The organism is Nocardia elegans NBRC 108235, from assembly GCF_001612845.1.
Lineage (GTDB): Bacteria > Actinomycetota > Actinomycetes > Mycobacteriales > Mycobacteriaceae > Nocardia > Nocardia nova.
This window is the reverse complement of record NZ_BDBF01000090.1, coordinates 1-15,162: the sequence shown is the minus strand read 5'-3', so window position 1 is coordinate 15,162 and position 15,162 is coordinate 1. Positions and strand designations below refer to the sequence as shown.

The following is a 15,162-nucleotide window of genomic DNA, read 5'->3' as shown; positions in this document are numbered from 1 at the left end:
CCCGCCGAACCGCACCATCGTCCGGAGCCGCCGAATCCGCAGGGGCTGGCCCAGGGCCGGCACGCGGCGCGTGATGCCGGGCCCGGATCGGGCCCCCAGCCTCTTCCGGCCGGTGAGCCGACCACCCGGATGACCCGGGAGGCCGGCCAGGTGGAAAGCAGGTTCACCCGCCCCCCGGCCGGCCCGGTCGATGATCAGCGGACCACCGAATCCGGTGGTCGGTCATCGGCCGGGGAACAACCGGACCATGAGGAACACGCCCACAAGGGCAAGTTGTGGAGCAAGGTCAAGGACAATCTGTTCGGCGCTCCGACGATCGTCGGGGCGGTAGCGCTGGCGGCGCTCGCGATCCACGCCGACGGTGAACCGGATCACATAGCGCGGCCGCTTCCCGACCACATCTCGGCGGCGGTATCCGGAGCCTCCGATGCGCGTCCCGGCGGCGCGGCGGCCGTCGATGCGCGATCGTCGGCCGGAATCGGCGCGGAATCCGACTTCGGCTCGTGGCCGGCCGTGGACAAGGTCTCACGCGCGCCCGAGCCCAGCCCGGCCTGCTCGGTCACGCCGAGCGCCGTCGAGCGCCCGGGCCCGGGTATGCGGACGGTCGCCGACCATCCCTGCGCGCATCTGGCGGTCGACAATCTGCACTACGTCGTTCCGACCGTCCCCGGTGTGTTCGACTCGGGCCCGCCCATTCACATCTGACGAGTCCGGACGCGATTTCGGGACCTCGAACCGACCCTGGTATCGTCGTCGTTCGGCGTGCGGTACGTCGCGGACTCGTCCGTGCCGTCCCACGAGCCCCGGGTCTCCACCGGCCGCCGGGATCACTCGACCGTTCGCCTGGCTGGCAGAACATCAACGACAGACAGGGAAGCACTGTGCCTACGTACAGCCCGAAGGCGGGTGACGTGACCCGGCAGTGGTACGTCATCGACGCCACTGACGTAGTGCTCGGCCGCCTTGCCGTGCAGGCAGCGAATCTGCTGCGTGGCAAGAACAAGCCGACCTACGCCCCCAACGTCGATGGTGGCGACTTCGTCATCATCATCAACGCCGACAAGGTTGCCGTCTCCGGCAACAAGCGTGAGGACAAGCTCCTCTACACCCACTCCGGGCACCCCGGTGGCCTGAAGTCCCGGTCTGTCGGGCAGCTGCTCGACACCCGGCCGGAGCGCGTCGTGGAGCGTGCCGTCAAGGGCATGATCCCGAAGAACAAGCTGGGCAACCAGATCGCGCGCAAGTTGAAGGTCTACGGTGGCCCGTCGCATCCGCACGCGGCCCAGCAGCCCGTTCCGTTCGAGATCAAGCAGGTGGCCCAGTGACCGCTCCTGAGGAATTCAACGAGGAATACGTCGAAGACGCCGCCGTGGAGGTCGTCGACGAGGGTGCCGGCTACGACGCCGAGTACACCGAATCCGAGGGCTTCGCCGCGCCGGTCGTCATCGACCGCCCGGTGCAGACCGTCGGCCGCCGCAAGGAGGCCGTGGTCCGGGTTCGCCTGGTCCCGGGTTCCGGCCAGTTCGTGCTCAACGGTCGCACCATCGAGGACTACTTCCCGAACAAGGTGCACCAGCAGCTGGTGAAGTCCCCGCTGGTCACCGTCGAGCGCACCGAAACCTTCGATGTGCACGCCCGCCTGGTCGGCGGCGGCCCGTCGGGTCAGGCCGGCGCGCTGCGCCTCGCCATCGCCCGCGCGCTGATCGAGGTCACCCCGGACGACCGCCCCGCCCTGAAGCGAGCCGGCTTCCTGACGCGTGACCCGCGTGCCACCGAGCGTAAGAAGTACGGCCTCAAGAAGGCCCGCAAGGCTCCGCAGTACTCGAAGCGCTGATCTTGCAGCGCGCGGCCGCTCCCACTCGCACCCACACGGTGTGCCGGTGGGAGCACGGCCGACGCGACCCCGTACGAGAGCAGGCGCCCACTCCCGGGCGCCTGCTCTCGTGCTGTATCGATCGACGGTAGGCCGGGGCGGGCAGCCTGCGTCCGCGACGCAGGGTCTCCGCGCTCACCGCAATTCAACTCGAGGGGCGAGATAGATGGGGCGTTTGTTCGGTACCGACGGAGTCCGCGGCCTTGCCAACGACTCGCTGAGTCCGGAACTGGCACTGCAGATTTCGGCGGCCGCGGCGCAGGTGCTGGGCCGGGGCAGAGCGCGCGCGGTGGCGGTGGTCGGCCGCGATCCACGCGCCAGCGGCGAGATGCTCGAGGCCGCGGTGACCGCCGGTCTGACCGCCGCCGGAATGAGTGTGCTCTCGGTCGGGGTTCTGCCGACCCCGGCGGTCGCGTATCTGACCGCCGCCTACGACGCCTGCCTGGGCGTCATGATCTCCGCCTCGCACAACGCCATGCCGGACAACGGCATCAAGATCTTCGCCGCGGGCGGGCACAAACTCGACGACGGCATCGAGGACAAGATCGAAGAACTGGTCCGCGCCAAGGGTTTCGTGCGTCCGACCGGTGCCGGCATCGGCCGGGTGCTCAGCCTCTCCGGCGTCGACGGTCGTGTCGAGGACCATTACAGCCTGGCCGGCACCCATGAGCGCTACGTCGAACATCTGGTGGAGGCGACCGGCCGCGATCTGTCCGGCATCACCGTGGTAGTCGACTGCGCACACGGCGCGGCCTCCGATGTGGGACCGGCCGCATACCGCGAGGCGGGCGCGCGCGTGGTCGCGATCAACGCCGAGCCGAACGGGCTCAACATCAACGAGCGGTGCGGATCCACGCATCTCGAGAACGTCCAGCGTGCGGTGCTCGAGCACGGCGCCGATCTGGGCCTGGCCCACGACGGCGATGCCGACCGCTGCCTCGCCGTCGATGCCTCCGGCGCCGTGGTCGACGGCGACGCGATCATGGCGATTCTCGCCCTGGCGATGCACGAATCGGGCGAGCTGGTCCAGGACACCCTGGTGGCGACCGTGATGAGCAATCTGGGTCTGCACATCGCGCTGCGCGATGCCGGAATCACCGTGCGCACCACCGCCGTCGGCGACCGCTACGTGCTGGAGGAGTTGCGCCGCGGTGGCTACAGCCTGGGTGGCGAGCAGTCCGGACATCTGGTCTTCCCGCGATACGGCACCACGGGTGACGGACTGCTGACGGGTCTGAAACTGATGGTGCGGATGGTGGAGACCGGGCGCACCCTGGCCGATCTGGCGAGCGTGATGACGACCGTGCCGCAGGTGCTGGTCAATGTCCCCGTCGCCGACAAAGCCGCGGTCGCGGCCGCGCCGGAGGTTCGCGAGGCGGTCGCCGAGGCCGAGCGCGTCCTCGGCGACGACGGCCGAGTCCTGTTGCGCCCGAGCGGGACCGAGCAGCTGATCCGGGTCATGGTCGAGGCGACCGATTCGCATCGCGCCAAACAACTCGCCGACGATCTCGCCAAGTGTGTCGCCGCGGTCTGACTTCCGCGGCCGCGCCGCGTGGCGCGACGGACGGGGTGCGTACGCCGCGTAGGGGTGCGGCTGTCTAGGCCGTTGCCGAGGGCCGGCGCCGCGGCCACGACGGCAGCATTCGCGCACGAGGGGCGAATATCGCCTGGTCACAGTCGGCATCGATGGCCGGTGGCGGGTCCTCGCCAGGTCCCGTGAAGGGCGTTGGCGCGCCGACGGTCCCGGCGATGGGGGCGCGACTGTCGGCTCCGGGAAGTATGGTGGGACGCACATCATGACGCGACAGCGAAGCTTGATTTCCGTGAGGGGGAACAGTGGAACCGCTGAAGCTTGATCAGTCTCCGACGCTCGACGACTCCGCGAATCCGGCGCCGCCACCGACCGCCACCGCTCCGGATACGGTGATGCGGGTCGATCCCGCGGCGATGGCCGCGTATACGTCCATCGCGAATACCGTGTCCCAACAGCTCGCTTCGGCGGCTTCCGTGGCGGCGGGCGCGGTCGACCCACAGCAGCTGGCAACCGACCTCGGGCTCGTGGGAGCGGATTTCGCCGCCAAATTCGCTGCCGCGGTGTCCGAACACGCACAGGCGCTGTCCACCGCGGGCAAATTGGTCTCGGCCTACGGGCGGGGTCTGAACACCTACACCGCGGGTGTGCAGGGTACCGACGAGGACTCGGCCGTCGCGATCACCCGGACGGAGCCGCGGTCATGAGGCGTCCGATCGGACTGCGGCGCCGGCCCACCGCCGCCCGCAACGACACCACCTCGCCCGCAACGTCATCCGATTCGTCCGTGGATCCGCCGATCGTCGCGACATTGGTCCAGCCGCTGCTGGAGCTGCGTGCCTCGCTGGGCACCGGTGTCGCGACACCTTCTTCGGCCATCACCGGTGCGCTGTCCAGCGCGTCCACACAGGCTGCCGACACCGAGGGACCACACCGCGACGGCGTCCACGCGCTGGAATCCACCTGGACGGGGCCGGGCTCCGACGCGGCCGTTCCGGCCTTGCGCACCACCCAAACTCAGATCGGTGACATCTCCGATCGGGGCCCGGCCTATCTGGGCGTACTGGCCGATGCTCACGCGACCAGCGCACGGGCGGCCGGCCGGATGGACCGGATCATCGCCGATTTCCGGCGCGACGCTCGAACCATCCTCGGCAACGCCACCGCCGCCCCGGATACCGATGCGGTGATCAACCGGGCCACCCAGGCGCTGCGCGATGCGATCACCACCGTCACCTCCGCGCGCACCGAAATGGACGATCACTCGCGCCGATTGGACGAGATGGGTCCGCTGACGGTCACCACGCCCGCCGGACTGAACTCCTCGCAGTCGTGGGGAGATACCCCCGGTACGGTGCTGCCCAGCGCCTACGGCGCGATTCCGGGCCAATACGGCACGGTCCCAGCGCAATACGGGACGGCGCCCGGACAGCCGATCGATCCGGCTCAGCTCGCGCAGCTGCAACTGCAGCAGCTGCTCGTGCAGGCCGGTGTGCAGGTCGGCACCTCGGCCATCAATGCCGGTGTGGATATCGGTACCCACCTGATCGACAAGATCGCGGAAGTGGGCACACACACCATCGACACGGTGGCCTCCTCGGTCGACCAGGCGATACCGCAGCTGATCAACCCGGACCACGCCACCGGCGACAAGACCAATCCGGCGGGTAATTCCGGAGATTCGGCGAAGTTGTTCGACTTCGGCCCCGGCAAGGCGACTCCTGGAACGACCGGGCCGGGCTCGATCATTCCGGGCGGCCCTGCGCCCGACAAGGCGCCGGCCGACAAGACCCCGGCCGACAAATCCGATCCGCCACCGCCGTCACCGTCGTCCATCATTCCGCCACCTGCGGACCCGGCACCGATGCCGAAACCACCGGCACCGGCCCCGCTCCCGCGCCGGCTCCGGAGCCGGCGCATCCGGGCGGCGTTGCCGGAGGTATGGCATTGCCGCCGCCGGCCGGTAGCGGACAGGACCACAAACCTCGCGACGGTCAGCTCGGTGTCACCGTGCCGGCGGCCGAGACAACGGTTCCCGCCGCCGTGATCGGCGACTTCGGCGATGACACGGTCTGAGCCGGACCCGCAGCAGGACAATCCCTTCGACCTCGGCCTGCCGATGGTCCGGACGCCCGTCGGTAAGCAGGGCCGCAAGCGGCGGCCGGGCCGGCGGAACCCGAACCGACCGGCCGGGGCGACCTATCACGACGCCGTGGCCGTGCCGCCGGCGCGGCCCGGTCCGGAGCCGGCGGTCTATGCGTCGGGCGAGTGGGAACAGTGGCTCGAACCCGCGCAGCGGACCACCCCCGAGCCCGAGCCGCAGCCGGAACCGCGGCGCATCCCGGTCGGGGGGCCGTTGACCGATCCCGACCTGGTCGACAAGTCGACGCTAGTTCCGCACATCGTCGACCGCTCGGGCGGTAACCCCGGCCCTGCGCTGCGACGTCCCCGCCCACGCCAGGCCGGGCCGCGCCGCGATCATCGGCGTGGTGAAAAATTGCTGGCCGCACTCACTTTGATCGGTGTGGGCATCGTCGTCGTCTCGGTGGTGCTAACCGTCATCCACACCGGGAAGCGGTCGCAACCGGTCGCGACGAAACCGCCGATGGTCGCGGCGGTGCCGGTGCCCACCTCGGCGAGCACAACCCCGTCGCCGCCCTCGACCACGGCGGCGGCGACCTCGACGATCGCCACCGACGGCTGCGAGCAGCAGCGTACCGCGGAAGTGGTCTCCGGTACCGACCCCGGAGGCACCGCGAGCGGCCCGGACGCCATCCTGGCTTTCGAGCGGGCGTACTACGTCCAGCGGTCGGGGTACGCCGCGCGCGCCGTCGTCGCCGACGACTCGTCGGTGCCGCCGGCCGACCAGATTCAGCGCGGTATCAACCAGGTGCCGGTCGGCACCCGCTACTGCGTGCAGATCACCCGCACCGGCGACGAGGGGCAATGGGAGGTCCGCCTCACCCAGCAGAAGCCGGACGAACAGCCGCATGCCTTCACCCAGATCATCAGCACCCGAGCGGAATCGGGCCGCACGCTGATCACCGGCATCGCGGCCGGCTGAACCACATCGAAGGTTCAGAACCGAGCGTGCACGAAGCCGGTGAACGGCACGAGGAAGCCACCGATCTCGCAGACGATCAGCGCGTACATGGCCGATCGCAGCGGCAGTCCGACGTCGCCGCGGAATTGATTCGTCGTGTCCCGCCGCAGCCCGTGCAGGCAGTACGAGGCGACAGCGCCGGCGAAGAAACCGAGAACGACCAGCGCCGCAACGAGATTCACCGCGGTCGGCCAGTCCGACAGCTCCACGAAGACCGCGAGCAGTAGCGCGGCGAAGCTGTACATCAGGGCCGCGCGATGCGCGATATCGACGTAGGGGTGCGCATGCCCCTCCGGTGAGGTCCGCATCCCGTGGTACTTCCACACGCCCAGCAGCAGTGCCCAGACGAAGAGAAGGCCGGCGATCAGGAGGGTGATCCGGGTGTCGGCACCGAGCTGTATCCGGTCCATCCGAATCTCCTGGGCGGTCGCGTGAGGCATCGCGATCGCAATGCCGAGCAGGTTCTGGTTCATCGGTCTTCGGTGAGTTGTCCGGCGGACATGTGCCAGCGCCGGGTCGCGCGCACCGTATCGAGCATGCGGCGATCGTGGGTGACCAACAGCAGCGTGCCGTCGAAGGATTCGACGGCCTGCTCCAGCTGTTCGATCGCGGGCAGATCCAGATGGTTGGTCGGTTCGTCGAGGACGAGCAGATTGACCCCGCGCGCCTGCAGCAGCGCCAGCGCGGCGCGCGTGCGCTCACCCGGCGACAGAGTGTCGTTGGCGCGCAGCACGTGCGGGCCGCGAAGACCGAATTTGGCCAGCAGCGTACGGATCTCCGCCTCCGGCCAGTCGGGTACCTCGGCGCCGAAAGTGTCGGCGAGCGTGGCCGTTCCACGGAACAGGCCACGCACCTGATCGACCTCGCCGATCGCCACCCCCGAACCCAGCGACGCCGTCCCGGCATCCGGAGCCACCTTGCCCAGCAGCAGCGCCAGCAGTGTGGATTTGCCGGAACCGTTGGGACCGGTCAGGACGATCCGATCACCCCAGTCGACCTGCGTGGTGACCGGACCCAAAGCAAACTCACCGCGCGACGCGACGGCGTCGGACAGCGTCGCCACCACCGAGCCGCTGCGCGGTGCGGATGCGATCGACATCCGCAGCTCCCACTCCTTGCGCGGCTCTTCCACGGCCTCGAGCCGTTCGATGCGGCGCTGGGTCTGGCGCACCTTCGAAGCCTGTTTCTCGGTGGATTCGGCCCGCATCTTGCGACCGGCCTTGTCGGAGTCCACCTTTCGCGGATCGCGAGCCTTCCGGCGCGCATTGCGCACCCCGTGTTCGAGCCAGTTTCGTTGCATCACCTGCCGTGCTTCCAGCCCGGCCTTGGTATCGGCGTACTCCTCGTAGGCCTCCCGCGCGTGCCGGCGGGCGATCTCGCGTTCGGCCAGATACGAGTCGTAACCGCCGTCGTAGCTGCCGACCTGCTGCTGGGCGAGATCGAGTTCGACGATCCGGTTGACGGTGCGCGCCAGGAACTCTCGATCGTGGCTGATCACCATCAACGGCGTCCGCACCCCGGTCACGAAATTCTCCAGCCGGGTCAGGCCCTCCAGGTCGAGATCGTTCGTGGGCTCGTCCAACAGCAGAATGTCGAAGCGCGACAACAGGACCGAGGCCAGTCCGGCGCGCGCCGCCTGCCCACCCGACAGCACGGTCATGGGCGTGTCGAGGCCCTGCGGCAAACTTTCGGTGAGTCCCAACTCGGCGGCCACCTCGGCGGCTCGCGCCTCCAGGTCGGCACCGCCCAGTGCGAGCCAGCGTTCCAGGGCGGCCGAATAGTCCTCGGCGGCGGTCTCGTCGGTCGCCAGCTGTTCCGCCGCGGCGTCCATCGCCCGCTGCGCCGCCGCCACTTCCGTCCGGCGGGCCAGGAATTGGGCCACCGTCTCGTCGGCCAGGCGTTCCGGCTCCTGCGCTAGGTAGCCGATCGTGGCATCGGGCGGGCTCAGTGTGATCCGGCCCGTCTGCGGCGTGCGAGCGGCCAGCATCCGCAACAGCGTCGACTTGCCCGCTCCGTTCACCCCCACCAGGCCGATCACATCGCCGGGCGCCAGCACCAGATCCAGGTCCTCGAACAGCACCCGGTCTCCGTGCCCCGCCGACAGGCCGTGCGCATGCAGAGTCGTACTCACGCCCACGAGTCTGCCGGGTTCGGGGTACCACCCTGAGCCCGGGCCGTGGAAATCAGGGTCGGGATGGGTCTCGCGCCCGATGCGCGCGAGGGCGCCCGCACAGCACAGTGGAACCACCATGCACGACCGTGACAGAAGGAGAGCGTCATGACCGCCCCCACCCGCCGCCTCACCCGATCGAGCTCCGACAAGTGGATCGGCGGCGTCTGCGGTGGCCTCGCCGAATACTTCGGCTGGAACGCCAATCTGATCCGCCTGCTGTTCGTCCTGTCCTGTCTGCTACCCGGCCCGCAGTTCATCGTCTACCTGGTGCTGTGGATCGTCATCCCGAAGCAGTAGCGGACGCGATGCGCCGGTAGTTATCCACAGGCAAACCCGCAGCCCACCTCGGCGCCGGCAAGTTATCCACAACATGCCGGGCCGGGGATGCGCAGCGCCGCTTCCGGATGCCAGGATGGAACAAATTCCCGCACGTCCCTCGAGGAGCAACTACATGATCCATTCGGGCGATCTGCCGGGCCTGGACCTGCCGGAAGTCGACGCACACTCCGACCTCGGCGGCATCGGCGCCGTGGAGCTGAACCACCCGTCCCAGGACATCGACGCCGACGGCATCCTGGACACCGAAACCTTCCACAGCGACCACTCGATGGAAGTCTGGTCCGATATGGACCACGACGGCTACGCCGACCACGTCAGCATCGTCGACGACGGCGGCGACTACTCCGCCTGGGAGTTCCACCACTATCCGGACGGCCGCACCGAGTGGGTCCAGGTGGACAAGGGCAAAATGGGTAAGTGAGCCCGGCCTCCTACCGCTGCGCCAGCGCCTTCAGATATTCCAGCGGTGGAAATCGTCGAGATTCGGTGCGTTGTAGGCAGGTTCGCCAGCGGGAATGTAGCCCCGATGGATCCTCGGGCACCGACCCAGCGCGACTGCCTCCACACAGTCCGTAATCCCTGCTCCCGGGCGACGGCCTGCTACTTGCGCAGGGCGCGGGCTACCTGCACGAGCTGCAGGGGCGAAACGTGTTCGGGCTCTGGCTCTTCGGTGGCTTCGAGGTCGACGGCCGAGGTGTGTGGGATGTCGGTTTCCGGGTCGGCGAAGGGCTGATATTTCTTGTCGCCCAGGAGTTGGTAGCTGAGGTATCCGACCAGGAGGGCTCGGGTGATGCGTTCGGTCTTGGGTTCGTACTTGGCGGCGCCGAGGGCGGCGAGGGCGCGGCGGCCCTCGACGATGCCGTGGTGGGTGGCCTTGTCGACGGTGCGCAGCGACATCGGCCCGCCCCAGGCGGTGGCGAGGGCCCGCGCGGTGCAGTTGCCGGTGGAGATGTCGACACCGCCGGCGACGATGAGGGCCGGGGAGTCGATCCGGGGGGCCAGCGCTTCCGCGCTCGGGGCGGTGGGCGCCGGATAGAGGGCCGCCACGGCGCCGACCTTGCGCTGCGAGGCGGCGATGACGGCGGCGCCCGCGCCCATCCCGTGCCCTGCCAGGGCGAGCTTGTCGGGGTGCACGCTGATCGTGCCGCTGCCCAGTCGCACGCCCGCGCAGATGTCGAGCGTGGTCAGCAGGTCGGTGGCCAGATTCAGGTGGGAGGGCAGCGGGCCGCGTTCGGTGTCGGGTGCGGCAGCGACGAAACCCCAGGACGCGAGGTGTTCGAGCAGTCGGCGATAGTTGCCGGCGCCGGCGAGCCAGCCGTGTCCGAAGGCGACCGCGGGCAGGTTGTGGCCCTCTTCGGGGGTGTACACCACGCCGGGCTGCCCGGCGATGCCGAGGTTGCCGCGCATCACCCGGTGCGGACCAGGGCTGGTCAGAATGCTCAGAAGCGATTTCACAGACACCGACACGGGGGTGAACTCTACCGAGAGTCGCCCGGAATGCGGCACTGTCACGAACGGAGCGGCCCGGACACGCCCCCACCTGCTTCGATAGCAGGCCGATTCGCGTGTCCACGCGGCCCAAGTAGGCTGGGACACCATGTGCGGAATCGTTGGCTACGTCGGGTACCGGGACGCGCTCGGCGTCGTCGTGGACGCACTGCGCCGCATGGAGTACCGGGGCTACGACTCCGCGGGCGTGGCGATCCTGGACGGCGCGGGCACTATCGCGGTGGAGCGCAAGGCCGGTCGGCTGGCCAATCTGGAGGCCGAGCTGGCCGAGGCCGGTCCCGCCGCGTTCGCCGGTACGACCGGTATGGGGCATACGCGGTGGGCCACGCACGGCGCCCCCACCGACCGCAATGCGCATCCCCACCGCGACCTCACGGGCCGGGTCGCGGTGGTGCACAACGGCATCATCGAGAACTTCGCCCCGCTGCGGCGCGAACTCGAGGAGGCCGGGGTCGAACTGCTCAGCGATACCGACACCGAGGTCGCCGTGCACTTGGTCGCCCAGGCCTATGCGGCCGGACCCACGGCCGGCGATTTCGTCGGCAGTGCGCTGGCCGTCCTGCGCCGGCTCGAAGGCGCGTTCACGCTGGTGTTCACGCATGCCGATCATCCGGGCACGATCGTGGCCGCGCGTCGCTCGACGCCGCTGGTGGTCGGTGTGGGCAAGGGGGAGATGTTCATCGCCTCGGATGTGACGGCGTTCATCGAGCACACGCGCGAAGCGGTCGAGCTCGGTCAGGACCAAGCCGTGGTGATCACCGCGGACAGCTATGTGGTCACCGACTTCGCCGGCGCCACCGAGGGCGTGCGGACCCGGCCGTTCACCATCGACTGGGATCTGGCCGCCGCCGAGAAGGGCGGCCACGACTACTTCATGCTCAAGGAGATCGAGGAGCAGCCCGCCGGGGTGGCCGAGACGCTGATGGGCCATTTCGACAACGGCCGCATCGTGCTGGACGAGCAGCGCCTCGCCGATCAGGAACTTCGCGAATTCGACAAGGTGTTCGTGGTGGCCTGCGGCAGTTCGTATCACGCCGGACTGCTGGCCAAGTACGCGATCGAACATTGGACACGGGTTCCGGTCGAGGTGGAGCTGGCCAGTGAATTCCGCTACCGCGACCCGGTCCTCGACCGGTCCACGCTGGTGGTCGCGATCTCGCAGTCCGGTGAGACCGCCGACACGCTGGAGGCGGTGCGTCATGCCAAAGAGCAGAAGGCGCGCGTGCTCGCCATCTGCAACACCAACGGCGCTCAGATTCCGCGTGAATCCGATGCCGTGGTCTACACCCGCACCGGCCCGGAGATCGGGGTCGCCTCGACCAAGGCCTTCCTCGCCCAGATCACCGCGAATTATCTTGTGGGCCTTGCCCTCGCGCAGGCGCGCGGCACCAAGTATCCGGACGAGGTGGCCCGCGAATTCGGTGAGCTGGAGGCCATGCCGAAGCTGGTGGAGCGGGTGCTCGAGACCGCGCCGCAGGTGCGCGAGATCGCCCGCCGGTTCGCGCATCAGTCGACGGTGCTGTTCCTCGGCCGCCACGTCGGCTACCCGGTCGCGCTGGAGGGTGCGCTCAAACTCAAAGAGCTCGCCTACATGCACGCCGAGGGTTTCGCCGCCGGTGAGCTCAAACACGGCCCGATCGCGCTGATCGAGGAGGGCCTGCCGGTGATCGTGGTGATGCCCTCCCCGAAGGGACGCGCGGTGCTGCATTCGAAGTTGCTCAGCAACATCCGGGAGATCCAGGCCCGCGGTGCCCGCACCATCGTGATCGCGGAGGAGGGCGACGACACGGTCCGTCCGTTCGCCGATCATCTGATCGAGATCCCGGCCGCCCCGACTCTCTTCCAGCCGCTGCTGTCGACCGTGCCGCTGCAGATCTTCGCCGCCGAGGTGGCGCAGACCCGCGGCTACGACATCGACAAACCACGCAACCTCGCGAAGTCGGTCACCGTCGAATAGCGGCGGGCGCGCCGGTCAATCTCCCACTGCCACAAGCTCTTCGGGCGCGGTGCTGGAGCGTGTCGTGCGACGTTCCAGTGCGCCCGACCAGACGGCCAAGCCGAGTGCGCTCGTGGCCAGGACCACGCCGACCCAGCTGGGGCTCGTGTAACCGAAACCCGCGGCGATGACCGATCCGCCGAGCCATGCGGCGAGCGCGTTGCCCAGATTGAAAGCCCCGATATTCAGCGCGGAGGCCAGCGTCGGCGCCGCGGCGGCCTGATCGAGGACCCGCTTCTGCAGCGGCGGCACGGTGGCGAAGCCCAGCGCTCCGATCAGGACGACGGTGATCGCCGCCGCGACCTTGTTGTGCGCGGTGAGCGTGAACAGGGCCAGGACGACGGCCAGCGCCGCCAGCGTGATGTAGAGCATCGGCAGCAGGTGGCGGTCGGCGTAGCGGCCGCCGACCAGATTGCCGATCAGGAATCCGAGGCCGAACAACACCATGATCCAGGTGACCGATGTTTCGGCGAATCCGGTGACCTCGGTCATCATCGGCGCGAGGTAGGTGATGGCGGCGAAGACACCGCCGAAGCCGAGCACGGTCATCGCCATCGCCAGCAGCACCTGCGGATTGCGCAGGACTGCCAGTTCCCGGGTGAACCGGGCGTCGCGCGGTGCGGGCCGATCGGGCACCAGCGCCAGCACTCCGGCGAAGGCGAGCGCGCCGACGGCGGCGACCAGCGCGAAGGCGAGCCGCCATCCGAAATGCTGACCCAGCAGGGTGCTGAGCGGAACGCCGACCACGGTCGCGACGGTGAGCCCGGTGAACATCATGGCGATCGCACCGGCGCGGCGGTCCGGGGCGACGAGCGATCCGGCGACCACCGCCCCGATGCCGAAGAAGGCTCCGTGCGCCAGTGAGGCGATGATGCGGCCGGTCAGCATCAGCCCGAAAGTCGGTGCGGCAGCGGACAATGCGTTGCCGGCGATCAACAGCAGCAGGCTGATCAGCAGCATGCGTTTGCGGGATACACGCGTGCCGAGTCCGGTCATCACCGGCGCGCCGACGAGCACGCCGAGGGCGTAGCCGGTGACCAGCCAACCGGCGGTCGGGATCGAGACCGCGTAGCTGGCCGCCACCCCGGGCAGCAATCCGACCACGATGAATTCGGTCGTGCCGATGGCGAATGCGCCGAGGGTGAGGGCGAGAAGTGCGAGTGGCATGGGTGCAGGCCTCCACACGTGTTGTAGACGGGCATTACAGGCGTAGACAATAATTGCATACGCGTTTTAATTGCAAGCGCCTGCTATTGCGGGAGCGCGTTATCCTGGGGGCGGCGACGACATGAGGAGGGCCGATGACCGCGGAAGCCGCGCTGACCGGATTGGCGGACGGCTGGTATGCGCTCTCGGTGCTGCACGACCGGATCGAGGCGAGGATCGAACGCGCCCTGCAGGCCGGTCACGAGCTCAGCGTGCGCGAATACTCACTGCTCACCGTGCTGAGCCGGCAAAACGACGGGCCCGGTGGCCATCTGCGGATGAACCAGGTCGCCGACTCGGTGGCGCTGAGTCAGAGCGCGACCACGCGGCTGGTGACCCGGCTCGAGGACCGCGGTCTCCTGCAGCGTTATCTGTGCCCGGACGACCGCCGGGGCATCTATACCGACGTCACGCCCGCGGGTCTTGCCCTCCTCGAACAGGCGCGGCCCACCAACGACGCCGCCCTGTCGCAGGCGCTCCGCGAGGCCGCGGCCGATCCCGAACTGGCCCCACTGGTGACGGCCGTGGAGGCGTTGAATCGCCGCGAGATGCGGGTAGGGGACGGCGTCGCGACTACCGCACCGTGACGGTGCCGCGCATTTCGGGATGCAGCGGGCACAGGTAGCGGTAGACGCCGGGCACGGCGAAGGTATGGCTCCACTCGCCGCCGGTGAAAATCGGGCTGTTGATGCCCATCGCCGCATCGCCGATGCCCTGCACGGCATGCGGCACCTTGTCGGAGAACTTCCAGGTGACGGTGTCGCCCGCCCGGACCGTGACGGCATCGGAGGAGAACTTCATATCCTCGACGCGCACGGTGACCGAGGCCGGTTGGGCCGCGGTCGGCGAGGCAGCCGCGGTACCCGGCGGCGTGGTCGCGGTCGTGGGCGACGGAGTGGATGTCGTTGTGTTCGAACCACATCCGGCGATCAGCACGGTGGCCACCAGCGCTCCGGCGATCGGGAGGAGACGCGCTGCGCGGCTGCGTACGGTGCTGTGGGCCATGATCACGAGCCTAGTCCGAATGGTGGCGTCCGGTTCGCGGCACCCGCGTGCGATTCCGGCCGCGTCGCACCGGCGGCAGGGCCGCGGGCATGCGGGAACCGGAGATCCCGGGCGTAATCTGCTGGAGGTTCCGATTCGAGCGCGGATCCCTACGAGGAGGCGAATGATGGCACCGGCCCTGCGGGGATATTTCACCGTCGACGAGGTGCGAGCGGCCGAAGCCGAACTGTTCGAGCGGGTCGCCGCAGGGGTGCCGATGCGCCGTGCCGCGTACGGATTGGCGAATGTGGTTGCGGCCGAACTGCGGGAACGGACCGGAGGCGTCGCCGGGCGGTCCGTGACACTGCTCGTCGGGTCGGGGGACAACGGCGGCGATGTGCTCTGGGCGGGCGCGGCGCTGCGCCGGCGCGGGGCGGCGGTGACGGCC

At 69.0% G+C, this 15,162-nt stretch carries 16 protein-coding genes and 1 pseudogene; 12 read left to right on the top strand and 5 right to left on the bottom strand.

The window, feature by feature from the left end; genetic code table 11:
* The 7 genes and pseudogenes from NE2_RS36505 to NE2_RS33910 form a co-directional block, all read left to right on the top strand.
* Nucleotides 1–705, top strand: a pseudogene (locus NE2_RS36505) (hypothetical protein); the annotation flags it as partial.
* Nucleotides 706–881: 176 nt separating this feature from the next.
* Entirely contained in the window at nt 882–1,325 is a 444-nt protein-coding gene (rplM, locus tag NE2_RS33935; RefSeq protein ID WP_030513473.1) for a 50S ribosomal protein L13, read from the top strand.
* The gene (gene rpsI, locus NE2_RS33930; protein ID WP_030513474.1) at nt 1,322–1,834 is read left to right on the top strand and encodes a 30S ribosomal protein S9; all 513 of its coding nucleotides are present in this window, start codon (nt 1,322–1,324) and stop codon (nt 1,832–1,834) included. Before rplM ends, rpsI begins: the two co-directional genes overlap by 4 nt.
* A 205-nt stretch (nt 1,835–2,039) precedes the next feature.
* Complete coding sequence (gene glmM, locus NE2_RS33925) at nt 2,040–3,407, top strand: phosphoglucosamine mutase (protein ID WP_063032785.1); 1,368 nt, start codon at nt 2,040–2,042, stop codon at nt 3,405–3,407.
* A 302-nt stretch (nt 3,408–3,709) separates the two neighbouring features.
* Nucleotides 3,710–4,111 carry a hypothetical protein gene (locus tag NE2_RS33920; protein ID WP_233429971.1) on the top strand — a complete coding sequence of 134 codons (402 nt, stop codon included), beginning with the start codon at nt 3,710–3,712 and terminating at the stop codon, nt 4,109–4,111.
* A complete protein-coding gene (locus NE2_RS33915; protein ID WP_233429970.1) occupies nt 4,108–5,451 on the top strand; it encodes a hypothetical protein in 1,344 nt (447 codons plus the stop codon). The genes NE2_RS33920 and NE2_RS33915 overlap by 4 nt, the downstream gene beginning before the upstream one ends.
* A 15-nt stretch (nt 5,452–5,466) precedes the next feature.
* Nucleotides 5,467–6,468, top strand: coding sequence for a DUF8176 domain-containing protein (locus tag NE2_RS33910; protein ID WP_063032783.1), 1,002 nt, complete (start codon nt 5,467–5,469; stop codon nt 6,466–6,468).
* 14 nt (nt 6,469–6,482) lie between these two features.
* Here NE2_RS33910 and NE2_RS33905 read toward each other — a convergent pair whose 3' ends face one another.
* Both NE2_RS33905 and NE2_RS33900 read right to left on the bottom strand, forming a co-directional pair.
* Complete coding sequence (locus NE2_RS33905) at nt 6,483–6,917, bottom strand: hypothetical protein (protein ID WP_174554015.1); 435 nt, start codon at nt 6,915–6,917, stop codon at nt 6,483–6,485.
* Nucleotides 6,918–6,976: 59 nt separating this feature from the next.
* Nucleotides 6,977–8,638, bottom strand: a complete 1,662-nt coding sequence (locus tag NE2_RS33900) for an ABC-F family ATP-binding cassette domain-containing protein (RefSeq protein ID WP_063032793.1) — start codon at nt 8,636–8,638, stop codon at nt 6,977–6,979.
* Nucleotides 8,639–8,785: 147 nt separating this feature from the next.
* On the opposite strand from NE2_RS33900, the gene NE2_RS33895 reads away from it, so the two are divergent.
* A complete protein-coding gene (locus NE2_RS33895; RefSeq protein WP_030513481.1) occupies nt 8,786–8,977 on the top strand; it encodes a PspC domain-containing protein in 192 nt (63 codons plus the stop codon).
* Nucleotides 8,978–9,131: 154 nt separating this feature from the next.
* Entirely contained in the window at nt 9,132–9,440 is a 309-nt protein-coding gene (locus tag NE2_RS33890; protein WP_030513482.1) for a DUF6802 family protein, read from the top strand.
* Nucleotides 9,441–9,619: 179 nt separating this feature from the next.
* On the opposite strand, the gene NE2_RS33885 is transcribed toward NE2_RS33890, so the two are convergent.
* Nucleotides 9,620–10,486: a dienelactone hydrolase family protein gene (locus NE2_RS33885; protein ID WP_063032791.1), complete on the bottom strand. Its 867-nt coding sequence runs from the start codon at nt 10,484–10,486 to the stop codon at nt 9,620–9,622.
* A gap of 130 nt (nt 10,487–10,616) precedes the next feature.
* On the opposite strand from NE2_RS33885, the gene glmS reads away from it, so the two are divergent.
* Nucleotides 10,617–12,485, top strand: a complete 1,869-nt coding sequence (gene glmS / locus NE2_RS33880; RefSeq protein WP_063032781.1) for a glutamine--fructose-6-phosphate transaminase (isomerizing) — start codon at nt 10,617–10,619, stop codon at nt 12,483–12,485.
* 15 nt (nt 12,486–12,500) lie between these two features.
* On the opposite strand, the gene NE2_RS33875 is transcribed toward glmS, so the two are convergent.
* A complete protein-coding gene (locus NE2_RS33875) occupies nt 12,501–13,691 on the bottom strand; it encodes an MFS transporter (protein ID WP_063032779.1) in 1,191 nt (396 codons plus the stop codon).
* A 134-nt stretch (nt 13,692–13,825) separates the two neighbouring features.
* On the opposite strand from NE2_RS33875, the gene NE2_RS33870 reads away from it, so the two are divergent.
* A complete protein-coding gene (locus NE2_RS33870) occupies nt 13,826–14,317 on the top strand; it encodes a MarR family winged helix-turn-helix transcriptional regulator (protein WP_063032777.1) in 492 nt (163 codons plus the stop codon).
* Here NE2_RS33870 and NE2_RS33865 read toward each other — a convergent pair.
* Nucleotides 14,304–14,735, bottom strand: coding sequence for a plastocyanin/azurin family copper-binding protein (locus NE2_RS33865; RefSeq protein ID WP_063032789.1), 432 nt, complete (start codon nt 14,733–14,735; stop codon nt 14,304–14,306). The genes NE2_RS33870 and NE2_RS33865 overlap by 14 nt on opposite strands.
* Nucleotides 14,736–14,913: 178 nt before the next feature.
* Between NE2_RS33865 and NE2_RS33860 the strand changes: the two genes are divergently transcribed.
* A partial coding sequence (locus tag NE2_RS33860) for an NAD(P)H-hydrate epimerase (RefSeq protein ID WP_305781575.1) occupies nt 14,914–15,162 on the top strand: 249 nt, incomplete at its 3' end.